Annotated in this window: 18 protein-coding genes; 6 read left to right on the forward strand and 12 right to left on the reverse strand. The window is 73.8% G+C overall.

Annotated features, from left to right (window positions below; translation table 11 throughout):
- Window positions 1-15: 15 nt before the first annotated feature.
- Window positions 16-1353, forward strand: coding sequence for an AarF/ABC1/UbiB kinase family protein (locus G7072_RS14555; RefSeq protein WP_166087565.1), 1338 nt, complete (start codon window positions 16-18; stop codon window positions 1351-1353).
- Here G7072_RS14555 and G7072_RS14560 read toward each other — a convergent pair whose 3' ends face one another.
- From G7072_RS14560 to G7072_RS14580, 5 genes are all read right to left on the reverse strand, one after another.
- On the reverse strand, window positions 1354-1527 hold the full coding sequence (locus tag G7072_RS14560; protein ID WP_166087567.1) for a hypothetical protein: 174 nt from the start codon (window positions 1525-1527) through the stop codon (window positions 1354-1356).
- A gap of 157 nt (window positions 1528-1684) precedes the next feature.
- Complete coding sequence (locus tag G7072_RS14565; RefSeq protein WP_166087569.1) at window positions 1685-1852, reverse strand: hypothetical protein; 168 nt, start codon at window positions 1850-1852, stop codon at window positions 1685-1687.
- A gap of 88 nt (window positions 1853-1940) precedes the next feature.
- A complete protein-coding gene (locus tag G7072_RS14570) occupies window positions 1941-2228 on the reverse strand; it encodes a WhiB family transcriptional regulator (RefSeq protein ID WP_166087572.1) in 288 nt (95 codons plus the stop codon).
- Between the two features lie 110 nt (window positions 2229-2338).
- On the reverse strand, window positions 2339-2560 hold the full coding sequence (locus tag G7072_RS14575) for a hypothetical protein (RefSeq protein ID WP_166087574.1): 222 nt from the start codon (window positions 2558-2560) through the stop codon (window positions 2339-2341).
- 244 nt (window positions 2561-2804) lie between these two features.
- Window positions 2805-5021: an ATP-dependent helicase gene (locus tag G7072_RS14580; protein WP_240916967.1), complete on the reverse strand. Its 2217-nt coding sequence runs from the start codon at window positions 5019-5021 to the stop codon at window positions 2805-2807.
- 70 nt (window positions 5022-5091) lie between these two features.
- Here G7072_RS14580 and G7072_RS14585 point away from each other — a divergent pair, with 70 nt between their 5' ends.
- Window positions 5092-5376, forward strand: a complete 285-nt coding sequence (locus G7072_RS14585) for a mycoredoxin (RefSeq protein ID WP_166087576.1) — start codon at window positions 5092-5094, stop codon at window positions 5374-5376.
- 63 nt (window positions 5377-5439) lie between these two features.
- On the opposite strand, the gene nudC is transcribed toward G7072_RS14585, so the two are convergent.
- Window positions 5440-6354, reverse strand: coding sequence for an NAD(+) diphosphatase (gene nudC / locus G7072_RS14590; protein ID WP_240916968.1), 915 nt, complete (start codon window positions 6352-6354; stop codon window positions 5440-5442).
- Window positions 6355-6414: 60 nt separating this feature from the next.
- Here nudC and deoD point away from each other — a divergent pair, with 60 nt between their 5' ends.
- Complete coding sequence (gene deoD / locus G7072_RS14595) at window positions 6415-7122, forward strand: purine-nucleoside phosphorylase (RefSeq protein WP_166087578.1); 708 nt, start codon at window positions 6415-6417, stop codon at window positions 7120-7122.
- 14 nt (window positions 7123-7136) lie between these two features.
- Here the strand turns inward: deoD and G7072_RS14600 are convergent, their stop codons facing one another.
- On the reverse strand, window positions 7137-10448 hold the full coding sequence (locus G7072_RS14600; RefSeq protein WP_240916969.1) for an ATP-dependent DNA helicase: 3312 nt from the start codon (window positions 10446-10448) through the stop codon (window positions 7137-7139).
- Window positions 10445-13717 carry an ATP-dependent DNA helicase gene (locus tag G7072_RS14605; RefSeq protein WP_166087581.1) on the reverse strand — a complete coding sequence of 1091 codons (3273 nt, stop codon included), beginning with the start codon at window positions 13715-13717 and terminating at the stop codon, window positions 10445-10447. The genes G7072_RS14600 and G7072_RS14605 overlap by 4 nt, the downstream gene beginning before the upstream one ends.
- A 75-nt stretch (window positions 13718-13792) precedes the next feature.
- Here G7072_RS14605 and G7072_RS14610 point away from each other — a divergent pair, with 75 nt between their 5' ends.
- Window positions 13793-14998, forward strand: coding sequence for a CoA transferase (locus tag G7072_RS14610; RefSeq protein ID WP_166087583.1), 1206 nt, complete (start codon window positions 13793-13795; stop codon window positions 14996-14998).
- Window positions 14999-15032: 34 nt separating this feature from the next.
- Here G7072_RS14610 and G7072_RS14615 read toward each other — a convergent pair whose 3' ends face one another.
- From G7072_RS14615 to G7072_RS14625, 3 genes are read right to left on the reverse strand one after another with little or no spacing between them, the layout of a single operon-like run.
- Window positions 15033-15968 (reverse strand): carbamate kinase, encoded by a 936-nt coding sequence (locus G7072_RS14615; RefSeq protein ID WP_166087586.1) that lies wholly within the window; start codon window positions 15966-15968, stop codon window positions 15033-15035.
- A gap of 9 nt (window positions 15969-15977) precedes the next feature.
- Window positions 15978-16601 (reverse strand): MBL fold metallo-hydrolase, encoded by a 624-nt coding sequence (locus G7072_RS14620; RefSeq protein WP_166087588.1) that lies wholly within the window; start codon window positions 16599-16601, stop codon window positions 15978-15980.
- Window positions 16602-16606: 5 nt separating this feature from the next.
- On the reverse strand, window positions 16607-17692 hold the full coding sequence (locus G7072_RS14625) for an S-(hydroxymethyl)mycothiol dehydrogenase (protein ID WP_166087590.1): 1086 nt from the start codon (window positions 17690-17692) through the stop codon (window positions 16607-16609).
- Between the two features lie 128 nt (window positions 17693-17820).
- Here G7072_RS14625 and G7072_RS14630 point away from each other — a divergent pair, with 128 nt between their 5' ends.
- Complete coding sequence (locus tag G7072_RS14630; RefSeq protein ID WP_166087592.1) at window positions 17821-18315, forward strand: XdhC family protein; 495 nt, start codon at window positions 17821-17823, stop codon at window positions 18313-18315.
- 36 nt (window positions 18316-18351) lie between these two features.
- On the opposite strand, the gene G7072_RS14635 is transcribed toward G7072_RS14630, so the two are convergent.
- Window positions 18352-18759, reverse strand: a complete 408-nt coding sequence (locus G7072_RS14635) for a hypothetical protein (protein ID WP_166087594.1) — start codon at window positions 18757-18759, stop codon at window positions 18352-18354.
- 103 nt (window positions 18760-18862) lie between these two features.
- On the opposite strand from G7072_RS14635, the gene G7072_RS14640 reads away from it, so the two are divergent.
- Window positions 18863-20092, forward strand: coding sequence for a lipase family protein (locus tag G7072_RS14640; protein ID WP_206063145.1), 1230 nt, complete (start codon window positions 18863-18865; stop codon window positions 20090-20092).
- Window positions 20093-20131: the final 39 nt, after the last annotated feature.

A 20131-nucleotide genomic window follows, 5' to 3' on the forward strand; every position in this document is an offset into this window, starting at 1 on the left:
GGCAGAATGGCTCCCATGGCCGACCTCCCGCGCAGAGCCGTCACCCGCACGGCCCGCTTGGCCGGTCTCCCCCTCGGGTACGCCGGACGCACGGCCGTCGGCATGGGCAAGCGTCTGGGCGGCGCCCCGGCCGAGGCCGTGCTGACCGAGGTCCAGCAGCGCACCGCCGAACAGCTCTTCCGCACGCTCGGCGACCTCAAGGGCGGGGCCATGAAGTTCGGCCAGGCCCTGTCGATCTTCGAGGGCGCCCTGCCGGAGGAGGTCGCGGCCCCCTACCGCGAGCAGCTGACCAAGCTGCAGGACTCCGCTCCCCCGATGTCGAAGGCGGTCGTGCACCAGCAGCTGGTGCGCGAGCTCGGCGCGGGCTGGAAGCGCAGCATCGTCGAGTTCGACGAGGAGCCCGCCGCGGCCGCCTCGATCGGGCAGGTCCACCGGGGGCGGTGGAAGGACGGCACCGACGTCGCCATCAAGCTGCAGTACCCCGGTGCCGAGCAGGCCCTGCTCTCGGACCTCAAGCAGATCACGCGGCTGGCCCGCACCTTCGGCGGGCTCTTCCCCGGCATCGACGTCCGCGCACTCGCCGAGGAGCTGCGCGACCGGGTCGCCGAGGAGCTCGACTACGCCCTGGAGGCGGAGGCGCAGCAGGTCTTCCACGACGCCCTGCGCGACGACCCGCACTTCGTGGTCCCGCGCCCGATCGCGCACGGCAAGCGGGTCATCGTCAGCGAGTGGATGCCCGGCTCCTCCTCGCTGGCCAAGGTCATCGCCGACGGCACGCAGGAGGAGCGCGACCACTGGGGCGGGCTCTACGCACGCTTCATGTTCGAGGGCCCCGCCCGCACCGGGCTGCTCCACGCCGACCCCCACCCGGGCAACTTCCGTGTGGTGCCCGACCCCGACGGCGGGGCGCCCCGGCTCGGCGTGCTGGACTACGGCGCCGTGGCGCGACTGCCCGAGGGCACGCTGCCCCGCACGCTCGGGCGGCTCATGCGGATCTCGCTGTCCGACGACTACGACGCGATGCTGGCCTTCCTGCGCGACGAGGGCTTCATCAAGCCCCACATCCGGGTGCGGGCCGGTGACCTCGGCGCCTACCTCGGCCCGTTCACCGAGCCGGCCCAGACCGAGACCTTCCGGTTCTCGCGCGACTACATGCGAGCCCAGCTCGTGCGGCTGCAGGACCTCTCGCAGCCGGAGAACCAGGTCGCCTTCCGGCTGAACCTGCCGCCGGAGTACCTCCTCATCCACCGCACCTTCACCGGCGCCGTCGGGGTGCTGTGCCAGCTCGAGGCCGAGGTCGGGTTCCGCCGGGTGCTCGAGGAGTCGATGCCGGGGTTCACCGACCCGGTCTGATCACCAGTGCTCGCGGTCGAGCTTCCCCTCCATCGACCGCAGGTGGGCTCGGGTGCAGGTGTCGCAGTAGCGCAGCACCCGTCCGCGCTCGGTCGAGACCGTCCAGGTCACCGGGGGCACGCCCTCGGGAGCCGCCACGCCGCAGTGGTCGCACGTCGCACCTGCCTCGCTCACCGTTCCACCGTAGACCGCGCGCTGCCCGGTCCGGCGTCCCTCGCAGCGGACGAGGAGGAAAAAGAGAACCGGCCCTGACGATCTCCTCGAGGGAGTCGTCAGGGCCGGTCGGGTGCGACAGGCCGGTCGCCCGGGGGGCAATCCGGTCCGATCGAGGTCACAGGCTCCTCGCGACAGCGACGCGAGCCATGGCCGCGGCGCGCTCCGCGCGACGCGACAGCCGGCGGGCGGTCGTTGCCTGGCGGCCGCGCCGTGCGGCGCGGGCCTCACCCATGCGCTCGGCCATGTAGGCCTGCTGCATCTGCTCGGTGGCGTAGTAGTTCATCTCACTGCTCTTTCTCGAGGTGGTGCCGGATGGTGCGGACAGGTGGTGCGGTGGTGCGGGTGGTGCGGTGGTGCGGTGGTGCGGGTGGTCAGGCGGCGACGGGGTTCTTGCGGGGCCGGCCACGGGGCCGCTTGCGCGGGACGACCACGCCCTGCACGAGCAGCTGGCCTCCCCACACCCCCCAGGGCTCCCGACGCTCGATGGCGCTGGCCAGGCAGGCCTCCCGGACGGGGCACCCGCCGCAAAGGGCCTTCGCCAGCTCCACGTCGCTGGGCGACTCGGCGAAGAAGAGCTCCGGGTCCTCGCGGTGGCACGGCAGCTGCTCCTCGTCGACGCCCACGCTGGGTCTCAGCGCGTCGAGGACGGTGGTACTCATCTCATTTCCTCCTGGTGTGACTTCTTCTTTGGTGGTGACCAAACAGAAAGGCCGCGGATCCCGGGTGTCGGGTTCCGCGGCCTGGAGGCTGCCGAGTGGGAGGTGTACTCCTACGTCGGTGGTCTCCAGGCAGGGGTGCCCGGGAAGGTGGCGCCGGCGGTGACGATCCGATCGCGCGAGACGGCGCCCTCGACGAGAGCGGTCTCCTGCAGACGCACGTCACCCGTGACACGGAGCTGGGCGTCGGGCGACACGAGGTGCCACGCGCCGTCAGCGCAGAAACCGGACATGGCAAAGCCGTCCTTCGTCTGGGAGTTCGAGTAGCTGATCATCAGGGGCACCTCCTCTCGGGCCTCGTCGGCGTCGTTGGTCCGGGACGGACCGGGCCGGGTTCTCACCCGACGAGACATCACGGTACTCACGGCGTCCCCGAGACCGCAAACGATTTATTGCCGGTTTTCTCAGAAACTTTTTCTCGGGCCCTGCGACCCGAGCCGTTGGTCCTCCGGCGCATGGCCCGATCGGGCGGACGGCCGGGGGTCCAGCAGGGTCCGGCTGGGTCCGGCAGGGTCCGAGTCAGTCGAGCGTGGGCTGGTCGTCGTCCGCGGTGACGGTGCCGCCCGCCACCAGGGTGAGCACGGCGTCGCCGTACTTCTCGAGCTTGGAGGCCCCGATGCCGTTGATGGCCAGCATCGCCTGGGCGCTGCCGGGCTGCACCTCGGCGATCGCCTGCAGGGTCAGGTCGGTGAAGACGACGTACGCCGGCACGGAGTCGGCCTTGGCGGTCTCGGCCCGCCACGCGCGCAACCGCTCGAAGAGCGCCTCGTCGTAGCTGGACTCGCACCCCTCGTGCCGACCGATGCGGCGCTCGGCCACCGACGTCAGGGCCGCACCGCAGACGCGGCAGACGCTGCGCGCCTTGCCCTTGCCCGCCTTGCCACGGCTCGGTCCGCGGGCGGCGCGGACCGCGTCGGAGGGTGACTCGGGGCGCAGGCCGTCGAGGAAGCGGGAGGGCTTGCGGCTGGCCCGACCGCCGGGGTTGCGGGCCAGGGCCCACGACATCACCAGGTCGCGCCGGGCGCGGGTCATGCCGACGTAGAGCAGCCGGCGCTCCTCCTCCACCGAGGCCGGGGAGTCCAGCGACGCCGAGTAGGGCAGGGTGCCGTCGACGAGGCCGGCGAGGAAGACGGCGTCCCACTCCAGGCCCTTGGCGGCGTGCAGGGTGGCGACGGTGACGCCGTCGGCGGCGGGGGCGTGCTGCTCGGCCGCGCGCCGGTCGAGGTCGGCGACGAAGTCGCTGACGGTGACCGAGCCGGGACCTCCCGGCGCGGCCGCGACGAACGATGCTGCCTGGTCGACGATGGCCTGCAGCGACTCCCAGCGGTCGCGGACGTTGCCGCGCGAGGTGGGCGCGTCACGGGCCCAGCCCATGCCGGCCAGCACGTCGCTCACCAGACCCACCACGCCGGCGTCGGCGGCGTCGACGACGGTGGCGGCGCTCTCGGTGCGGTCGGCTGCGGCACGCGCCGACCCGCGCAGCAGCGTGACGGCCTGGCGGACCTCGGGCCGGGCGAAGAAGCGGTCACCGCCGCGGACGACGTAGGGGACGCCGCGGGACGCGAGCGCCTCCTCGAACGCCTCGGACTGGGCGTTGATGCGGAAGAGGACGGCGATCTCGCCGGGCGCCGTGCCGGCGTCGACCAGCGAGCGGATCTGTGCCGCCGTCGACTCCGCCTCCTCGACCTCGTCCGCGTGCTCGTGGAACTGCAGGGCGGGACCGGAGGGCCGCTGGGCGCGCAGCTGCACCGACCGGGTGCCGCTGCCGGCCAGCAGCCGGTTGGCACCCTCCACGACCTCCGGGGTGGAGCGGTAGTTGCGGACCAGCTCGATGCTGGTGGTGCCGCGGTAGCGCCGCGGGAGGTCGAGCAGGTGGTGCGAGCTGGCTCCCGCGAAGGTGTAGATGGTCTGAGCCGGGTCGCCGACCACGCACAGGTCGTCGCGACCGCCCAGCCACAGGTCGAGCAGCGCCGCCTGGATGGGGCTGACGTCCTGGTACTCGTCGACGACGAAGTGGTGGTACTGCCGGCGCACCTCGGCCGCGACCCGCTCGTCCTCGGCCAGGATGGCCGCGGCGCACAGCAGCACGTCCTCGAGGTCGATGCGGTCGGCCTCGCGCTTGACCTCCTCGTAGGAGGCGAACACGGCGGCGACCGTGCGGGCGTCGAGGTTGCTGACCTCGCGGCCGCGGGCCGACGCCACGGCCGGGTAGTCGTCGGGGCGGACGTTGCTGACCTTGCTCCACTCGATCTCCGAGGCCAGGTCGCGCAGGGTCGCCTGCTCGATGCGCAGCCGGTTGCGACGCGCGGCACCAGCCACGAAGGGCAGCTTGGAGTCCATGACGGGCGGCAGCGGGCCGCCGTACACCTTGGGCCAGAAGTAGCGCGCCTGGCGCAGCGCGGCGGAGTGGAACGTGCGTGCCTGCACCCCGGAGGCCCCCAGGCGCTGCAGGCGTGAGCGCATCTCGCCCGCCGCCCGGACGGTGAAGGTCACCGCCAGCACCTGCTGGGGGTTGTAGACACCGGTCGCCACGCCGTAGGCGATGCGGTGGGTCAGCGCCCGGGTCTTGCCCGTGCCGGCGCCGGCCAGCACCCGCACCGGTCCGCGCAGGGCGAGGGCCACCTCCCGCTGCTCGGGGTCCAGTCCCGCCAGCAGCGCCTCCGGGTCGCCGCCGACGCGGGGCGCGTCACCCGCCCCCGAACCGGCAAGCGAAGGTGACGTGGACGACATCGGCATGGTGGAACAGGCTCCTGGGAACGGTCGTTGTGACAGTGACGCCAACTGTAGGTCCAGGGAAGGACACAACATGCCGGGCACGACCGCCGAGACGAGCGACACGGGCACCAGCCTCGTGACGATGTACTCCACGCCGTGGTGCGGCTACTGCCGTCGGCTCAAGACGCAGCTGGACCGCGAGGGCATCGAGATCGACGTCGTCGACATCGAGCAGCAGCCAGAGGCGGCCCAGATCGTGGCCGACATCAACCACGGCAATCAGACCGTCCCGACGCTCGTCTACCGCGACGGCACCGCCCAGACCAACCCCTCGGTGAAGCAGGTCCAGGCGAAGCTCGCCGAGCTCGCCGGCTGACCCGGCATGCCCGACTCATCCGGCCGGCCCGGCTGACCCGGCTGACCCGGCTCGGTCAGCGGTTCACCACTGGCCGGGCAGCGGGCCGCCGTACCACGCCTCGATCAGCGAGCGGCTGATCGAGATGCCGCCCGGCAGCACGAGCTGGCCCGCCTCCGTCTCGGCCCGCATCTCCTCGCGGGTGAACCAGCGAGCGTCCTCGATCTCGTCGTCGTCGATGGTGATCTCGGTGCTCGTGGCGCGCGCGAAGAAGCCGACCATGAGGCTGGAGGGGAACGGCCACGGCTGGTTGCCGAAGTAGGTCACCTCGGTGACCTCGATGCCGGCCTCCTCACGGACCTCGCGCGCGACCGCGTCCTCGAGGCTCTCCCCCGGGTCGACGAAGCCGGCCAGGGTCGAGAAGCGCCCCTCGGGCCAGACCGCCTGGCGCCCGAGGAGCGCCCGCTCGCCGTCGGTCACGAGCATGATCACCGCGGGGTCGGTGCGCGGGAAGTGCTGGCGGCCGCAGGCCTCGCACTGCAGCACGTAGCCGCCGCGGCTCGCGACGAGACCGCCGCCGCACCGGCCGCAGAAACGGTGCGCCCGACGCCACTCCCACATCGCCTGCGCCTGGACCAGGAACCCGCGGTCGACCGCGGCCAGGTCCGGGCCCAGCTCGCGCAGCTGGCCCCAGTCGTCGGGCGCCCGGAAGGCCTTGGTGGGCAGCACGGCGTAGTGGACGACGCCCTGACGCTCCCCCAGCAGCAGCCGCTCGCCCTCGGGCGCCTCGGCCGGTGCGAGCCAGCGGACGGCGTCGCGGTCGTCGGTCAGCGGGAACCGGCCGCCGGCGAGCACCAGCACCCGGGTGCCGGGGTCCGCCCACGTCTCGGCGAGCCAGGTGTCGTCGGTGCGACGCTCCCCGATCCGCTCGTGGCTGCGCTGCGACATGGCCACGTCGACGGCGTACGGGGGCGGGAACTCGTCGGGGGCAGCAGGCACGCTCCGACCCTAGGACCTGGCTGGTCGCCGGGCCCCGGGTCCGCCTCTACAGTGGCCGCCATGAGCACCCACATCGGCGCCGAGCCCGGCCAGATCGCCCCCCACGTCCTGATGCCCGGCGACCCGCTGCGTGCGAAGTGGATCGCCGAGACCTTCCTCGACGACGCCACCTGCTACTCCGAGGTGCGCGGGATGCTCGGCTACACCGGCACCTTCGAGGGACGGCCGGTCTCGGTGCAGGGCTCGGGCATGGGGCTGCCCTCGTTCTCGATCTACGCCACCGAGCTCTTCAACGACTACGGCGTGCAGTCGGTGGTCCGGGTCGGCTCCTGCGGCGCACTGTCGCCGGACCTCGCGGTGCGGGACGTCGTGATCGCCTCGGGCGCCTGCACGGACTCGTCGATGAACCGGATCCGGTTCGAGGGCCTCGACTACGCCCCCGTCGCCGACTTCGACCTCCTGCGGCGCGCCTACGACGCCGCCCAGGACCAGCCCGTCACCTCGAAGGTGGGTCTGCTGCTGAGCAGCGACTCCTTCTACCACCCGCGCCCGGAGCTGACCACGCGGATGGCGGAGTACGGCGTGCTGGCGATCGAGATGGAGGCGAGCGCGCTCTACACCCTCGCCGCGAAGTACGGCCGGCAGGCGCTGGCCATCTGCACCGTCAGCGACCACATCCTCACCGGCGAGGAGACCACCGCCGTCGAGCGGCAGGAGACCTTCACCCACATGGTCCACATCGCGCTCGCCGCCCTCCCCTCCGCCTGACCCGGCCGGCGGTCTCAGGAGGGACGCAGCAGCGCCTCGAGACCGGCACGGTCGGGCAGGTCGTCGACGACGACGAGGTCGTCGTCGCGCACGTAGTAGAACGCGGCCCGCACCTTCTCCAGGGGTACGCCGTGCAGCTCGCTCCAGGCGACCCGGTAGACGGCCAGCTGGACCGGGTCGGCGGTGTGGGCCCGGTTGGTCTTCCAGTCCACGACGAGCACGGACCCGTCGGGCTCCTCGAAGACGGCGTCGATCCGGCCGCGGACCACCTGGCCGGCCAGCACCACCGCGAACGGCGGCTCGACCGCGAGCGCCCGCCGCTCCCCGAAGACGCCCTCGCGGAACCGGGTCACCAGGGCGGCGAGGTCGGACTCGCCCTCGACCGCCTGGTCGGCCCGCCCGCTGAGCTCGTCGGGGTCGACCAGGAGCTCCTGGCGCGCCGGCCCGAGGTAGCCCTCGACCCAGGCGTGGAAGCGGGTGCCGAAGCGCGCCGCCGGTGAGGGCGGGCGGGGCATGGGACGGGCCAGGGAGGCGGCGAAGCCCTCGGGGTCGGAGCGCAAGGAGGCGAGGGCGGTGGCGGACAGCGCGCTCGGCAGGGCCAGCTCCACCTCGAGCACCCGGCGGGCGCGGGCCTCGGCCACGAGCCGCTCGATCTCGGCGTCCCAGCGCTCGACGTCGGCCAGCTCGACCAGCGTCAGGTCGGGCTCCTCGACCGGGCCCGCCCTCACCTCGTCCCGCACCGCGCGGACCAGCGCCGCCGCCTCGTGGCGCCGTGCGGTCTCGGCGGTGTGGGCGCTGCGCGGCCAGGGCACCTCGGTGGACCCCGAGGTGAACGGGTTGGGCGACTTCGGCTCCGGCATCTCCGGCCACTCCGGCAGGGGCCCGGTCCGGACGCCGGTCGCCACCTCGTCCTCGAGCAGCCCGCGCAGGGTGCGCTGGTAGTCCGAGGGCCCGTGGATCCGGCTCGTCTGCCCCCAGACGTAGGAGCTGACCCAGAGCTCGTGACGCGGCCGGGTGAAGGCGACGTACGCCAACCGGGCCTCCTCGGCGCTCTCGTAGGTCTTCCACTGCGTCTTGAACGCGTCGAACTCCGCCTTGCTCACGCCGTCGAGCACCGGGAGGTCGGCGGCGTCACCGCGCAGCTCGAACGGCAGCGACGGCGCCGTGGTCACCCAGGTCGGGCGGGTCTGCGAGGTCGGGAACTTCTGCTGCGCGACCCCGACGCAGAAGACGACGTCCCACTCCAGGCCCTTGGAGCGGTGCACGGTGAGCAGCTTGACGCTGTCGGCCTCCGACGGCGTCGCCTGGTCGAGGCCGGTGCCGTCCTCGCTCTCGGCCTGCAGGTAGCCGAGCAGGGCCGGCAGCGACACGTCGCCGTCGACGGCCTGGAACTCGGCGACCGCCTTGACGAAGAGGTCGAGGTTGTCGCGGCGGGCCGCGGCCGCGGGACTGACCGAGGACGCCAGCTCGACGTCGAGCCCCGAGGTGTCGATGATGCGGCGCACCAGGTCGAGCAGCGGCTCGCCGGCGTGCTGGCGCATCCGCCGCAGCTCCGCGGACAGCTCGCCGAAGCGCTCCACGGCCTCCGCGGAGTACGCCGCGGCGCCGGGGTCGTCGAGCGCGTCGGCCAGCGCCGGGATCTCGGTCGGGTCCGACCCCGCGACGGCGTCGGCGAGCTCCTCGTCGACCGAGCGGTCGCGGTCCCGGTCGGCGGGCCCGCGGACCACGGTCAGCTCACGGGCGCGCCGCCCGAGCAGCGCGAGGTCGCGGGGGCCGATCGCCCACCGCGGACTGGTGAGCAGGGTGAGCAGCGAGGCGTTGTCGGACAGGTCGTGCAGCAGGCTGAGGGTGGCGACCACCTCGCTGACCTCGGGCAGGCCGAGCAGCCCGTTGAGGCCGACGATCTCGACGGGCACCTCGGCGTCGGTCAGCGACCCGAAGACGCGGGCGGCGTACTTGTTGTCCCGCACCAGCACCGCGACGTCCTTCCACGCCCGCTCACCGCCGCCGGGGTTGGGGCGCTCCCGCGCGGCGCGGATGGCGCCGGGCAGCCAGGCCAGCTCGTGCTCGTCGTGCTCGAAGGCCTCCGCGTGGAGGTCCCCCGGTGTCGCGTCGGGCGGTGGCTCGAGGGGCAGGACGCGCAGGTCGACGGGGGTGATCGGCTCGGGCATGGCGGCGACCATGCGGTTGGCGAGCTCGAGGATCCGGGAGCCGGACCGCCGGTTGACCGTGAGCGAGTGCTGGGTGACCGCGGTCGAGCCGTCGGCGACGGGGAAGCTCTCGCCGAAGCGGATGATGTTCGACACCGACGCGCCGCGCCAGCCGTAGATCGCCTGGTTGGGGTCGCCGACCGCCATGACCGCGTGCCCCCGCCCCCCGCGCGGACCCGTGCCGGGCGCGGGACCGGAGAACAACCGCGACAGCAGCAGCGCCTGGGCGACCGAGGTGTCCTGGTACTCGTCGAGCAGCACCACCCTGAAGCGGCCCCGCTCGATCTCCCCCACCTCGGGGCACTCGGTGGCGAGGCGGGCGGCGAGCTCGATCTGGTCGGAGAACTCCATGAGGCCGAGGCCGCGCTTGAGCGCGCGGTACTCGCGGACCAGCCCGAGCAGCTCGGCCCGCTCGCCGAACTTGGCGGCGCACTTGCGGGCGTCCGCGACGTAGGTCTTCCGGGTCTCGGTCGCGACGAGCTCGTCGACCAGCGGTCCCCAGTGCTCCTGCACCCGGTCGACGTCGTCGGGGTCGACCAGGTGCTCGCTCATCGCGGAGTCGAGCGTGAGCATCCAGCCGATGACGGTCTCGGGGTGGTCGGACAGCAGCGTGACCGGGGCGGAGTGGCGCGCCACCACCCGGGCCGCGAGCTGGAAGCGCGAGGCGTCCGCGACCACCCGGGTGTCGGGCTCGTGCCCGATGCGCAGGCCGTGGTCGCCGAGCAGGGCGGCGGCGTACGAGTGGTAGGTCGACACGGTCGGCTCGAGCACCTCGGGCTCGTCCTCCCCGGCGGTGCCCGGGCGCCCGGGCTCCGGCAGGATGCCGGCGGCGGTCAGCGTCTCGCGGACCCGGGTGGCGAGCTCGGAGGCGGCCTTCGAGGTGAAGGTCAGACCCAGGACCTCCTCGGGGCGGACCTGGCCGGTGCCGACCAGCCACACGACCCGCGCCGCCATGAGGGTGGTCTTGCCGGAGCCGGCCCCGGCGATCACGACGGCCGGCTCCAGCGGAGCGGTGACCGCGGCGAACTGCTGGGCGCTGAGCGGGTAGTCGGCGCCCATGAAGCGCTGCAGTGCCTCGGGGGTGTCGAGGACGGGCGGGGCAGGTGTGCTGCTCACGACATCACCGACCCGGACGTCTTGGTCGGGCAGAGCAGCTCGAAGGCGCAGTAGCGGCAGTGCGTGCCCTCGACGGCGGGGAACTCCTCGTCGCGCACCCGGCGGACGGCCGACTCGATCTGCACCTCGACCGGGCGCCGGCCGGACTCGTCCGGCTGCTGCGGCGCCTGCTCCTGCACCTTGACCCGCCCGCCCACCTCCTGGCGCAGCTGCACGAGCTCGGCTCCGCCGGGCTCGGCCCCGCGCCCGAGCGCCTCGCGGAACGCCCCCGCCTCGGCGGCCAGCTGGTAGAGACCGAGCTGGGCGTTCTCGCGGACGTCGCTGGCGCGCGGCGGGTTCTTCGAGGTCTTGAAGTCCACCACGACGACCCGCCCCTCGCTGTCGACCTCGACCCGGTCGGCGGAGCCGTTGAGGCGCACCGTCGTGCCGCCGACCTCGACGTCGACGGTGAAGCTCTGCTCGCTGGCGACGTGGGTGCGCGGGTTGGCCGTCTGCCACGTGAGGTAGCGGGTCAGCGCGGCCCGCACCTCGGCGTACTCCTTGACGCTGGACCAGGGCGTGCGGAAGGCGATCTGGCCCCAGACCGCGGAGACGTGCTCCATCAGGGTGTCGACGCCCACGCCCGCGGGCTCGCCGAACTCGCCCTGCACTACCCGGTCGACGAGCGTGTGCACGACGTTGCCGAAGCCCTGGGCCTGGCTGGAGGCGACGACGCCACCCGCCTCGCGGGACAGGAACCACTGGGTCGGGCAGGTCAGCAGGCCGTCGAGCATGGAGGCGCTGACCGAGAGCGGGGCGTCGGGGTCGCGCACGGGCGCGGGGGCGGCGGTCCAGTCGCGCAGGCCCCACCAGCGGTCCGGGTCGGCGGCCGGCACCAGCAGGCTGCCGCTCACGGGTCCCGTGGCGGAGCCGCTCGACTCCTCCGGGCCCGACCCGAGCCGCAGGTCGGCGAGCCGGGCCAGACGCAGCGCCGCAGCCCGCCGTACGGCGTCGTTGGTCGCCGGATCCGCGACGGTGCGCCGCAGCTCGGCGACCAGACCGTCGAGGGTGAGCGGACGACGGGGGCGGCCCTGCACCACCTCCGCGTCCTTGCCGAGATCCGCGAGGAACCGCGACGGCTGCTCGCCGTCGTCGTCGGGCGAGGCGACCGCGGTGACGACCAGGCGCTGGCGGGCCCGGGTGCAGGCGACGTAGAAGAGCCGGCGCTCCTCGGCGAGCAGGGCCCGGGTCTCGACGGGCGGCAGCTCCCCCTCGGCCCCGAGCCGGTCGGAGGCGAGCAGCGTCGACCGGCGCCGCAGGTCGGGCCAGGCACCCTCCTGCACGCCGTGGAGGACGACGAGTCGCCACTCCAGCCCCTTGGAACGGTGAGCGGTGATCAGCCGGACGGCCTCGCCACGCACCCCGCGGTCGGCGAGGGAGTCGGAGGGGATCTGCTGGGCCGACAGCGTCTCGAGGAACACCGCGGCCGTGGTGTGGCCGCGCTGCTCCTCCGCCTTGGCCGCCTCCTCGAAAAGCGCCACGACCGCGTCGAGGTCGCGGTGGGCCCGCATCGCGCCCGACCCGCCGGAGGTGGCCAGCGTGCGCAGCTGCTCGGGCCACCGGGTGCCCGACCACAGCGTCCACAGCACCTCCTCGGCGGTGGCCCCGGCGGTCGCGAGCGCGGCGGTGCGGCGCAGCAAGGCGGCGAGCCGCCGGACCTTGTCCGTGCCGCGCCCCGTCGGCAGGCCGTCGAGGAGCGAGGGGTCGAGCACGGCGCACCGCACGAGCTCCCGGCTCGAGCGGGGCCGGCCGCCGTCGGCGAGCACCTGCTGCTTCTCGCGCCGGTGCAGCGCCCGGGCCATCAGCCGGATCTCGGCGGCGTCGAGCCCGCCGAGCGGCGAGAGCAGCAGGCCCTCGGCCCGCTCCGCGTCGACGTGGTGCGGGTCCTGGGGGTCGTCGGTGTCGAGGTGGAGGGCGGCCGACAGCGCGTCCAGCAGCGGCTGGGTGCCCGACTCCGCCACCAGCGGGGTGTCGTCGGCGCCCACCTCGACCGGCACGCCGGCCGCGACCAGGTTGCGCCGCAGCACCGGGATGCTGGCGCGTCCCGAGCGGACCAGCACCGCCATCTCCGACCAGGGCACCTCGTCCTCGAGGTGCGCCCGCCTCAGCAGGTCGGCGACGTGCTCGACCTCGGCGCGGGCGGTGTCGTAGTGGCGGACCTCGACCCGCCCAGGACCCAGCGGGCCCTCGACCGGGAGCGGCTCGCGGAACGCCCGGAAGGCGTCGGTCGGGATGGCGCCGGTGGTGGGCAGGGTGGCGGCGATCCGCCGCGACGCGGTCAGCAGCCGCGGCCCGAAGCGTCGGGTCGTCTGGAGCGCGACGACCGGGGCGCGCCCGCCGTCGCGGGCGCGGAACTCGTCGGGGAAGTCGAGGATGCCGCGGACCTCGGCGCCCCGGAAGCCGTAGATCGACTGGTCGGGGTCGCCGACGACCACGAGGTTGCGGCCGTCGCCGGCCAGCGCCCGCAGCAGCGCCACCTGGGAGGGGTCGGTGTCCTGGTACTCGTCCACGAGGACCCACTGGTAGCGCGCGCGCAGGTCGCGCTGCACCTCAGGACGCGCGGCCAGGCCTGCCGCCCGGGTGACGAGGTCGGCGTAGTCGAGGGCGCTCTCGGAGTCGAGGACGTCGAGGTACTGCTCGAGGAACTGCCCGCCGGCCACCCACTCCGGACGGTTCGCCGCCTTGCCGGCGGTGACCATGTCGACCGGGTCGAGCCCCCGCTCGCGGGCGCGGGCGAGCAGCATCTGCACCTCGCGGGCGAAGCCGCGCGTGCGGCGGGCCGGCGCGAGCGCGTCGGGCCAGGCCACGGACTCGGGCGTCGGCTCCAGGAGGCGCCGCACCACGACGTCGGCCTGGGGCGCGGACAGCAGCCGCAGCGGGGCGGCGTACGCCTCGACCGGGGCGTGACGGCGCACGAGCGAGTAGGCGAAGGAGTGGAAGGTGGCGCTCAGCGACGAGCCCAGCGTGCGGCCGAGCCGGGCGGTGACCCGGTCGCGCAGGCTGTCGGCGGCCTTGCGGCTGAAGGTCAGCGCCAGCACCTGGTCCGGCGCGACGCCGCGCCGCTCGACGAGGTCGACGACGAGCTCGACCAGCGTGGTCGTCTTGCCCGTGCCCGGCCCCGCGAGCACGAGCAGCGGCCCGGCGTCGTGCGCCAGGACGGCCTTCTGCGAGGTGTCCAGCTGCGGGGGCGGCGCGGCGGGCGGCGGTCCGGCCAGGGTGTACGTCGTCATCGGGACCCATCCCAGCACGCACCGTCGACACAACCCAGGCACGCCCCCTCGGCACCGGCGGCTAGCGTTCCCAGGATGCAGCCCCCGACGCAGCCCATCGGCCCCCTCGCGGGAGTCCTCGTCGTCGACCTGACCCGCGCCCTGGCCGGTCCGCACGCCACCATGATGCTGGGCGACCTCGGCGCCCGTGTGGTCAAGGTCGAGGCCCCGGGCCACGGTGACGACTCCCGGACCTGGGGCCCGCCGTTCCTCGAGCGCGACGGCGAGCGGACCTCGACGTACTTCCTGGCGGCCAACCGCAACAAGGAGTCGCTGACGCTCGACCTCAAGGACACGAGCGAGGGCGGGGACCGGGCCGTGCTGGAGGAGCTCGTCCGGCGCGCCGACGTGCTGGTCGAGAACTTCCGGGTCGGCGTGATGGACCGTCTCGGGCTGGGCGTCGATCGCCTCCACGAGCTCAACCCCGGTCTCGTGGTCCTGTCGATCACGGGATTCGGGCACGACGGCCCGGAGGCGATGCGGGCCGGCTACGACCAGATCGCGCAGGGCGAGGGTGGCCTGATGAGCCTCACCGGCGACACCGACCCCACCAAGACCGGCGTCCCGATCGCGGACCTGCTGGCAGGGATGAACGGCGCCTACGGGGTGGCGGCAGCGCTGTTCGAGCGGGAGCGGGCGCGCGCCGCGGGCGAGCCGGCGCCGGGGCGGGTGGTGCGCACCAGCCTGCTGTCGAGCGTGGTGGGCGTGCACGCCTACCAGGGCACCCGGTGGACCGCCGGCCACGAGGTGCCGGGGCTCCAGGGCACCCACCACGCGGCGATCGCGCCGTACGGCCTGTTCCACACGGCCACCTCGCCGGTCCAGGTGGCGTGCGGCAGCGAGGGGCTGTGGCGTGCGTTCGCGCCGGTCGTCGGCCTCGACCCGGCCGAGGCGCGGTTCGCGACCAACCTCGACCGCGTGACGAACCGCGAGGAGCTGACCGCCGCGATCGAGGCGGCGATGGCCGACGCCCCCGCGGAGGACTGGCTGGAGCGGCTCGCCTCGGCGGGCGTGCCGTCGGGGAAGGTGCGGTCGGTCGACGACGTCTACCGCTGGGAGCAGACGCTCTCGCAGGGCCTGCTGATCGGCGTCGAGCACCCGGTGCACGGGACGGTGCAGCTGCCCGGGTCGGCGCTGCGGCTCGACGACCAGCCGTTCTCCGGCGGGCGCGCGGAGCACCTCGCCCCGCCGCTGCTGGGCCAGCACGACGCGGCGCTGCGCGGCGAGCTCGGCTTCGGCTGAGGCCAGGCCCGCGGGCGGCCCCGGTCGACCGGGGTCAGCCGGGGACGACCCGGGTGCCGCTGCTCCCGGCGACGGCGTCGCCGAGGGCGTGGAGCGAGGTGATGACCCCGGTGCCTCCGCCCCGCTCGACGAAGTCGCAGACCGCGGCGACCTTCGGCCCCATCGACCCCGCCGGGAGCCGCTCGCGGGACGCGATCTCGCGCATCCGGCTGGCGGTGACCTCGCCGACCGGCTCCTCCGCGCCGGTCCCCCAGCCGGTCACCACGTGCGGCACGTCGGTCGCGACCACGAGCAGGTCGGCGGCCAGGTGCACCGCCACCACGGCCGCGGTCAGGTCCTTGTCGACGACCGCCTCGACCCCGCGCCACGACCGGTCGGGCTCACCGACGACCGGGACGCCGCCGCCCCCGGAGCAGACGACGACGAAGCCGGCCGCCAGCAGGGCGTCCGCCGCGGGGGCGTCGACGCAGTCGCGTGGTGCGGGTGAGGGCACGACGCGCCGCCAGCCCCTGCCGGGGGTGTCGACGAATTGTTGTCCGTGTGACTTCAACACTTCGGTCTCGTCGATGTCGAGGTAGCGCCCGATCGGCTTCGAGGGTGCGAGGAACCCCGGGTCGTCGGCCGAGACGAGCGTCCGCGAGACGAGCGTCGCCGTACGACGGGAGCTGCCGCGGCGAGCCAACGCACCGTCGAGGGCGTTCATCAGGGTGAACCCGATGGTCGCCTGGGTCTGGGCCACGCACCAGTCGAGCGGGATCGGCGCCACCGCGTGCGCGGCCAGCTCGTTCTTGACCAGCAGGTTGCCGACCTGGGGACCGTTGCCGTGGGTCAGGACGACCTCGTGGCCGGCGACCACGAGGTCGGCGATCGGCTCCGCGGCCTCCGCCACCGCGGCCTGCTGGTCCTCCACGCGCGCCCGCCCGTCCGGCGACGACAGGGCGTTGCCGCCGAGGGCGATGACGATGCGCATGCGGGAGCCTCAGCGGCCCAGGGCCTCGGCCTCCGCGCCGATCGTGGTGTCGTCGCCGTGACCGGTGTGCACCACGGTGTCGTCGGGCAGCGGGAAGAGCCGCGTCCTGATCGACTCCTTGATGACGTCGGCGTCGCTGAAGGACCGCCCGGTCGCGCCGGGACCGCCCTGGAACAGGGTGTCCCCGGTGAAGACGGCGCCCAGGTCGGGGGCGAAGAAGCAGACCGCACCCGGGGCGTGGCCCGGGGTGTGGAGGACGGTCAGCTTGATGCCGCCGACGTGCAGGTCCTGGTCGTCGCTCAGGTCGACGTCCCAGAGCAGGTCGGGGTGGGTCAGCTCCCACAGCGGCTTCTCGTCGGGGTGCAGCAGGATCGGCGCCCCGGTCGCCTCACGGAGCTCCGGGGCGACCCGCACGTGGTCGTCGTGCGCGTGGGTGCAGAGGATGGCGGCGAGCTTGCGACCACCGACCACGTCGAGGATCTTCTCGGTGTCGTGGGGGGCGTCGATGACGACGCACTCCTCCTCGTTGCCGATGACCCAGACGTTGTTGTCGACCTCGTGGGTCTCGCCGTCGAGCGAGAAGGTGCCGGAGGTGACGACGTGGTCGAGGCGGACGCCGTCGGAGTGCGACATGGCCATCAGAACATCACCACCGAGCGCAGCACGTCGCCGTGGTGCATCTTGTCGAAGGCGGCCTCGATGTCGTCGAGACCGATGCGCTCGGAGACGAACGCGTCGAGGTCGAGACGACCCTGCTGGTAGAGGTCGACGAGCATCGGGAAGTCCCGGCTGGGCAGGCAGTCGCCGTACCAGGACGACTTGAGCGAGCCGCCACGGCCGAAGACGTCGATGAGCGGGATCTCGGGGATCGTCATGTCCGGGGTGGGCACACCGACCAGGACGACGGTGCCCGCGAGGTCGCGGGCGTAGAACGCCTGCTTCCAGGTCTCCGGGCGGCCGACCGCGTCGATCACGACATCGGCGCCGAAGCCGCCGGTCAGCTCCTGGATCGCCTCGACGGCGTCCTTCTCCTTGCTGTTCACGGTGTGGGTGGCGCCGAGCTTCGTGGCCCACTCCAGCTTCCGGTCGTCGAGGTCGACGGCGATGATCCTCGCCGCCCCGGCCAGCGCGGAGCCGGCGACCGCGGCCGCGCCCACGCCACCGCAGCCGATGACCGCGACGCTCTTGCCGCGGCCCACCGCACCGGTGTTGATGGCCGCACCGATGCCGGCCATCACGCCGCAGCCGAGCAGGCCCACGGCGGCCGGGTCGGCGCCGGCGTCGACCTTGGTGCACTGCCCGGAGTGGACCAGCGTCTTCTCGATGAACGCCCCGATGCCCAGCGCCGGCGACAGCTCCGTGCCGTCCTCCAGGGTCATCTTCTGCGTGGCGTTGAAGGTGGCGAAGCAGTACTGCGGCTCGCCCCGCTCGCAGGCGCGGCACTCGCCGCACACCGCGCGCCAGTTGAGGACGACGAAGTCGCCCGGCTCGACGTTGGTGACGCCCTCGCCGACGGCCTCCACGATGCCGGCGGCCTCGTGGCCGAGCAGGAACGGGAACTCGTCGTTGATGCCGCCCTCGCGGTAGTGCAGGTCGGTGTGGCACACCCCGCAGGCCTGGATCGTCACGACGGCCTCGCCCGGGCCCGGGTCGGGCACGTTCACGGTCTCGACCGTGACCGGCTCACCCTTCGCCTTGGCGACCACTCCACGCACCTGCTGCATCGCTGCTCCTCGCACTTCGTCGGTCGATCGTCAGGACCCGGGACGGAGGTCACCGGGAGGAACCGGGTACGTCGTGCCCGGGTTCCGCTCTGCCGCAAACCTAGGCGATCGCGGCTAGCGTGGTCAGCATGTCGGACACCCTCACCCTGCTCGTCGTCGGGGACGGCCCGGTCGCCGACGCGCTCCTGCCCATGGCCGGCCTCCTCGGCTGGGAGTGCCGCGCCGCCACCGAGCTCCCCGAGGCCCTCGCCGCGCTGCCCGACGCCGACGCGGTGGTGGTCACCAGCCACCACGCCGAGGTCGACGGGCCGGCCATCAAGGCGGCCCTCACCGCTCTCGCACCGGGGTCGACGTACCTCGGGGGGATGGGGTCGCGACGCACGCAGGCCCGGCGGCGCGAGTGGCTGCTTGCCAACGGCGTCACGGAGGTCGAGCTCGCCCGCGTCCACGGCCCCGCCGGCCTGGCCATCGGGGCCGACCCGCCGCCGGAGATCGCGCTGTCGATCCTCGCCGAGGCCGTCGCGGTGCTGCGCGGCGCCGAGCTGCGCGGCTCGCTGAGCGACACCGACGGCCCGATCCACCCCGACCTCCCGCCCGGCACCGCCACCTGCCCCACCGGCTGACCCTCCCGCCCGAGGAGTCCGGGCGGAGAGCCATGCTCAGGCGGCGCGGCGGGAGCGCCACCAGGGCCAGGCGCCGGTGCACCACAGCGCCCACGCGACGAGCAGCGGCTGGAAGAACAGGCGTACGACGCGCCCAGTGGTGGTGTCGAGGCCGAACGAGTCCGAGGCGTTGACGAGCTGCCACACGTTGCCGGGGAAGACCGCCACGAAGAAGACCCCGACGACCCAGCCCCACCGGGCCAGGCGCTCGCCCCGCAGCACCACCAGGCCGACGGCCAGCGCGATCTCGACCAGCCCGGAGACGACCACGATCGCCTCGCGCCACGGCAGGAAGGTCGGCGTCTGGCCCAGGAACTCGTCGGTGGCCACCAGGTGCCCGACGCCGGCGACGAGCAGGAAGGCCGCGAGCAGCAGCCGGGCGAGGAGGGCGGCGGCGGTCGGCATGGGGCCATGCTCCCCCAAGGTTCACCACGGCTCTCCGACGGCTTGCCGGGTAACGCCCGACGACGGGGCTCGTTGATCTCGTGAACCCCGCGAGAGGACCTCGATGCGCCGCGCCCTGCTCCCCCGACTGTCGCCGATGGTGGCGACCGCCCTGCTGGCGGCCCTCGCCGTCGCGACCGGCCCCTCGGCGGGCGCCCCGTCCGCCGCATCGGCTCCCGCGACCCTCGAGGTCAGCACGGTCGCCGCGACCGCCGCGGCCGAGCTCCCACGGCCCGGCACGGTCCTGCGCTCCGAGTCCCTGCGCCGCGACCTGTGGATCCCGGGGAGCACCAGCAGGGCCTTCCGGCTCACCTACGTCACCAAGGACTCCCACGAGCGTCGCGCCCGGAGCACCGGCACCGTCTTCGTCCCGCACGGGCAGCCCCCGAGGGGCGGCTGGCCGGTCGTGTCGTGGGCCCACGGCATCTCCGGGCTGGGCGACTCCTGCGCGCCGTCGAAGGTCGGCCCGGTCCTCAAGGAGCGCGACTGGTCCTACCTGCGCACCTGGATGGAGCAGGGCTACGCCGTGGTGGCCAGCGACTACGTCGGTCTCGGCACCCCCGACCTCATGCCCTACCTCCACGGCAAGGCCCAGGCCCACAGCGTCGTCGACATGGTGAAGGCCGGGCGTTCCTTCACCGCCGGCAAGGCGCGACGCCTGCGCCTCTCGGACGAATGGGTCACCATCGGTCAGTCCCAGGGCGGCGGCGCCTCGGTGTACACCGCCCGCTACGCGACGGCGTACGGCGGGAAGCGGCTGGACTTCCGCGGAGCCGTGGGGACCGGCACCCCGGCCTACATCGAGGACTACGTGAAGCTGCTCGGACCCCAGGACCCGCCGCTGACCGCCGACCTCAACGCCTACCTCGTCTACATCGTGGCGAGCCTGCGCGACGTCCACCCCGAGCTCGGCATCGACGAGATCCTCACCGACGCCGGCAAGCACTACGTCGGCCTCGCCGAGGTGCAGTGCGACGAGGAGTTCGCCGAGACCATGGACGGGGTGCTCATCAGCACCCTGTTCGAGGCGCCGATGGCCACCCTCCCCGGGCTCGACGAGACCCTGGCCGACTACATGGCGATGCCCGAGTCCGGCTTCGACACCCCGGTGTTCATGGCCCACGGTGCGGCCGACGTCGACGTGCCCTACGCCCAGACCGCCCGGTACGCCGCGCGGCTCGCGGCCAACGACGAGCCGGTCACGTTCCGGACCTACCCGAGCGACCACTCGGGCACCATGCAGGCCTCGCTGGAGGACACGGTCCCCTTCGTGCGCCGCCAGTTCCGCCGCTGACCGCTCCTCGCGGCATCGTCCGACCGGGTCCCTGAACCG

The sequence above is a fragment of the Nocardioides sp. HDW12B genome (assembly GCF_011299595.1).
In the GTDB taxonomy this organism is placed as follows: domain Bacteria; phylum Actinomycetota; class Actinomycetes; order Propionibacteriales; family Nocardioidaceae; genus Marmoricola_A.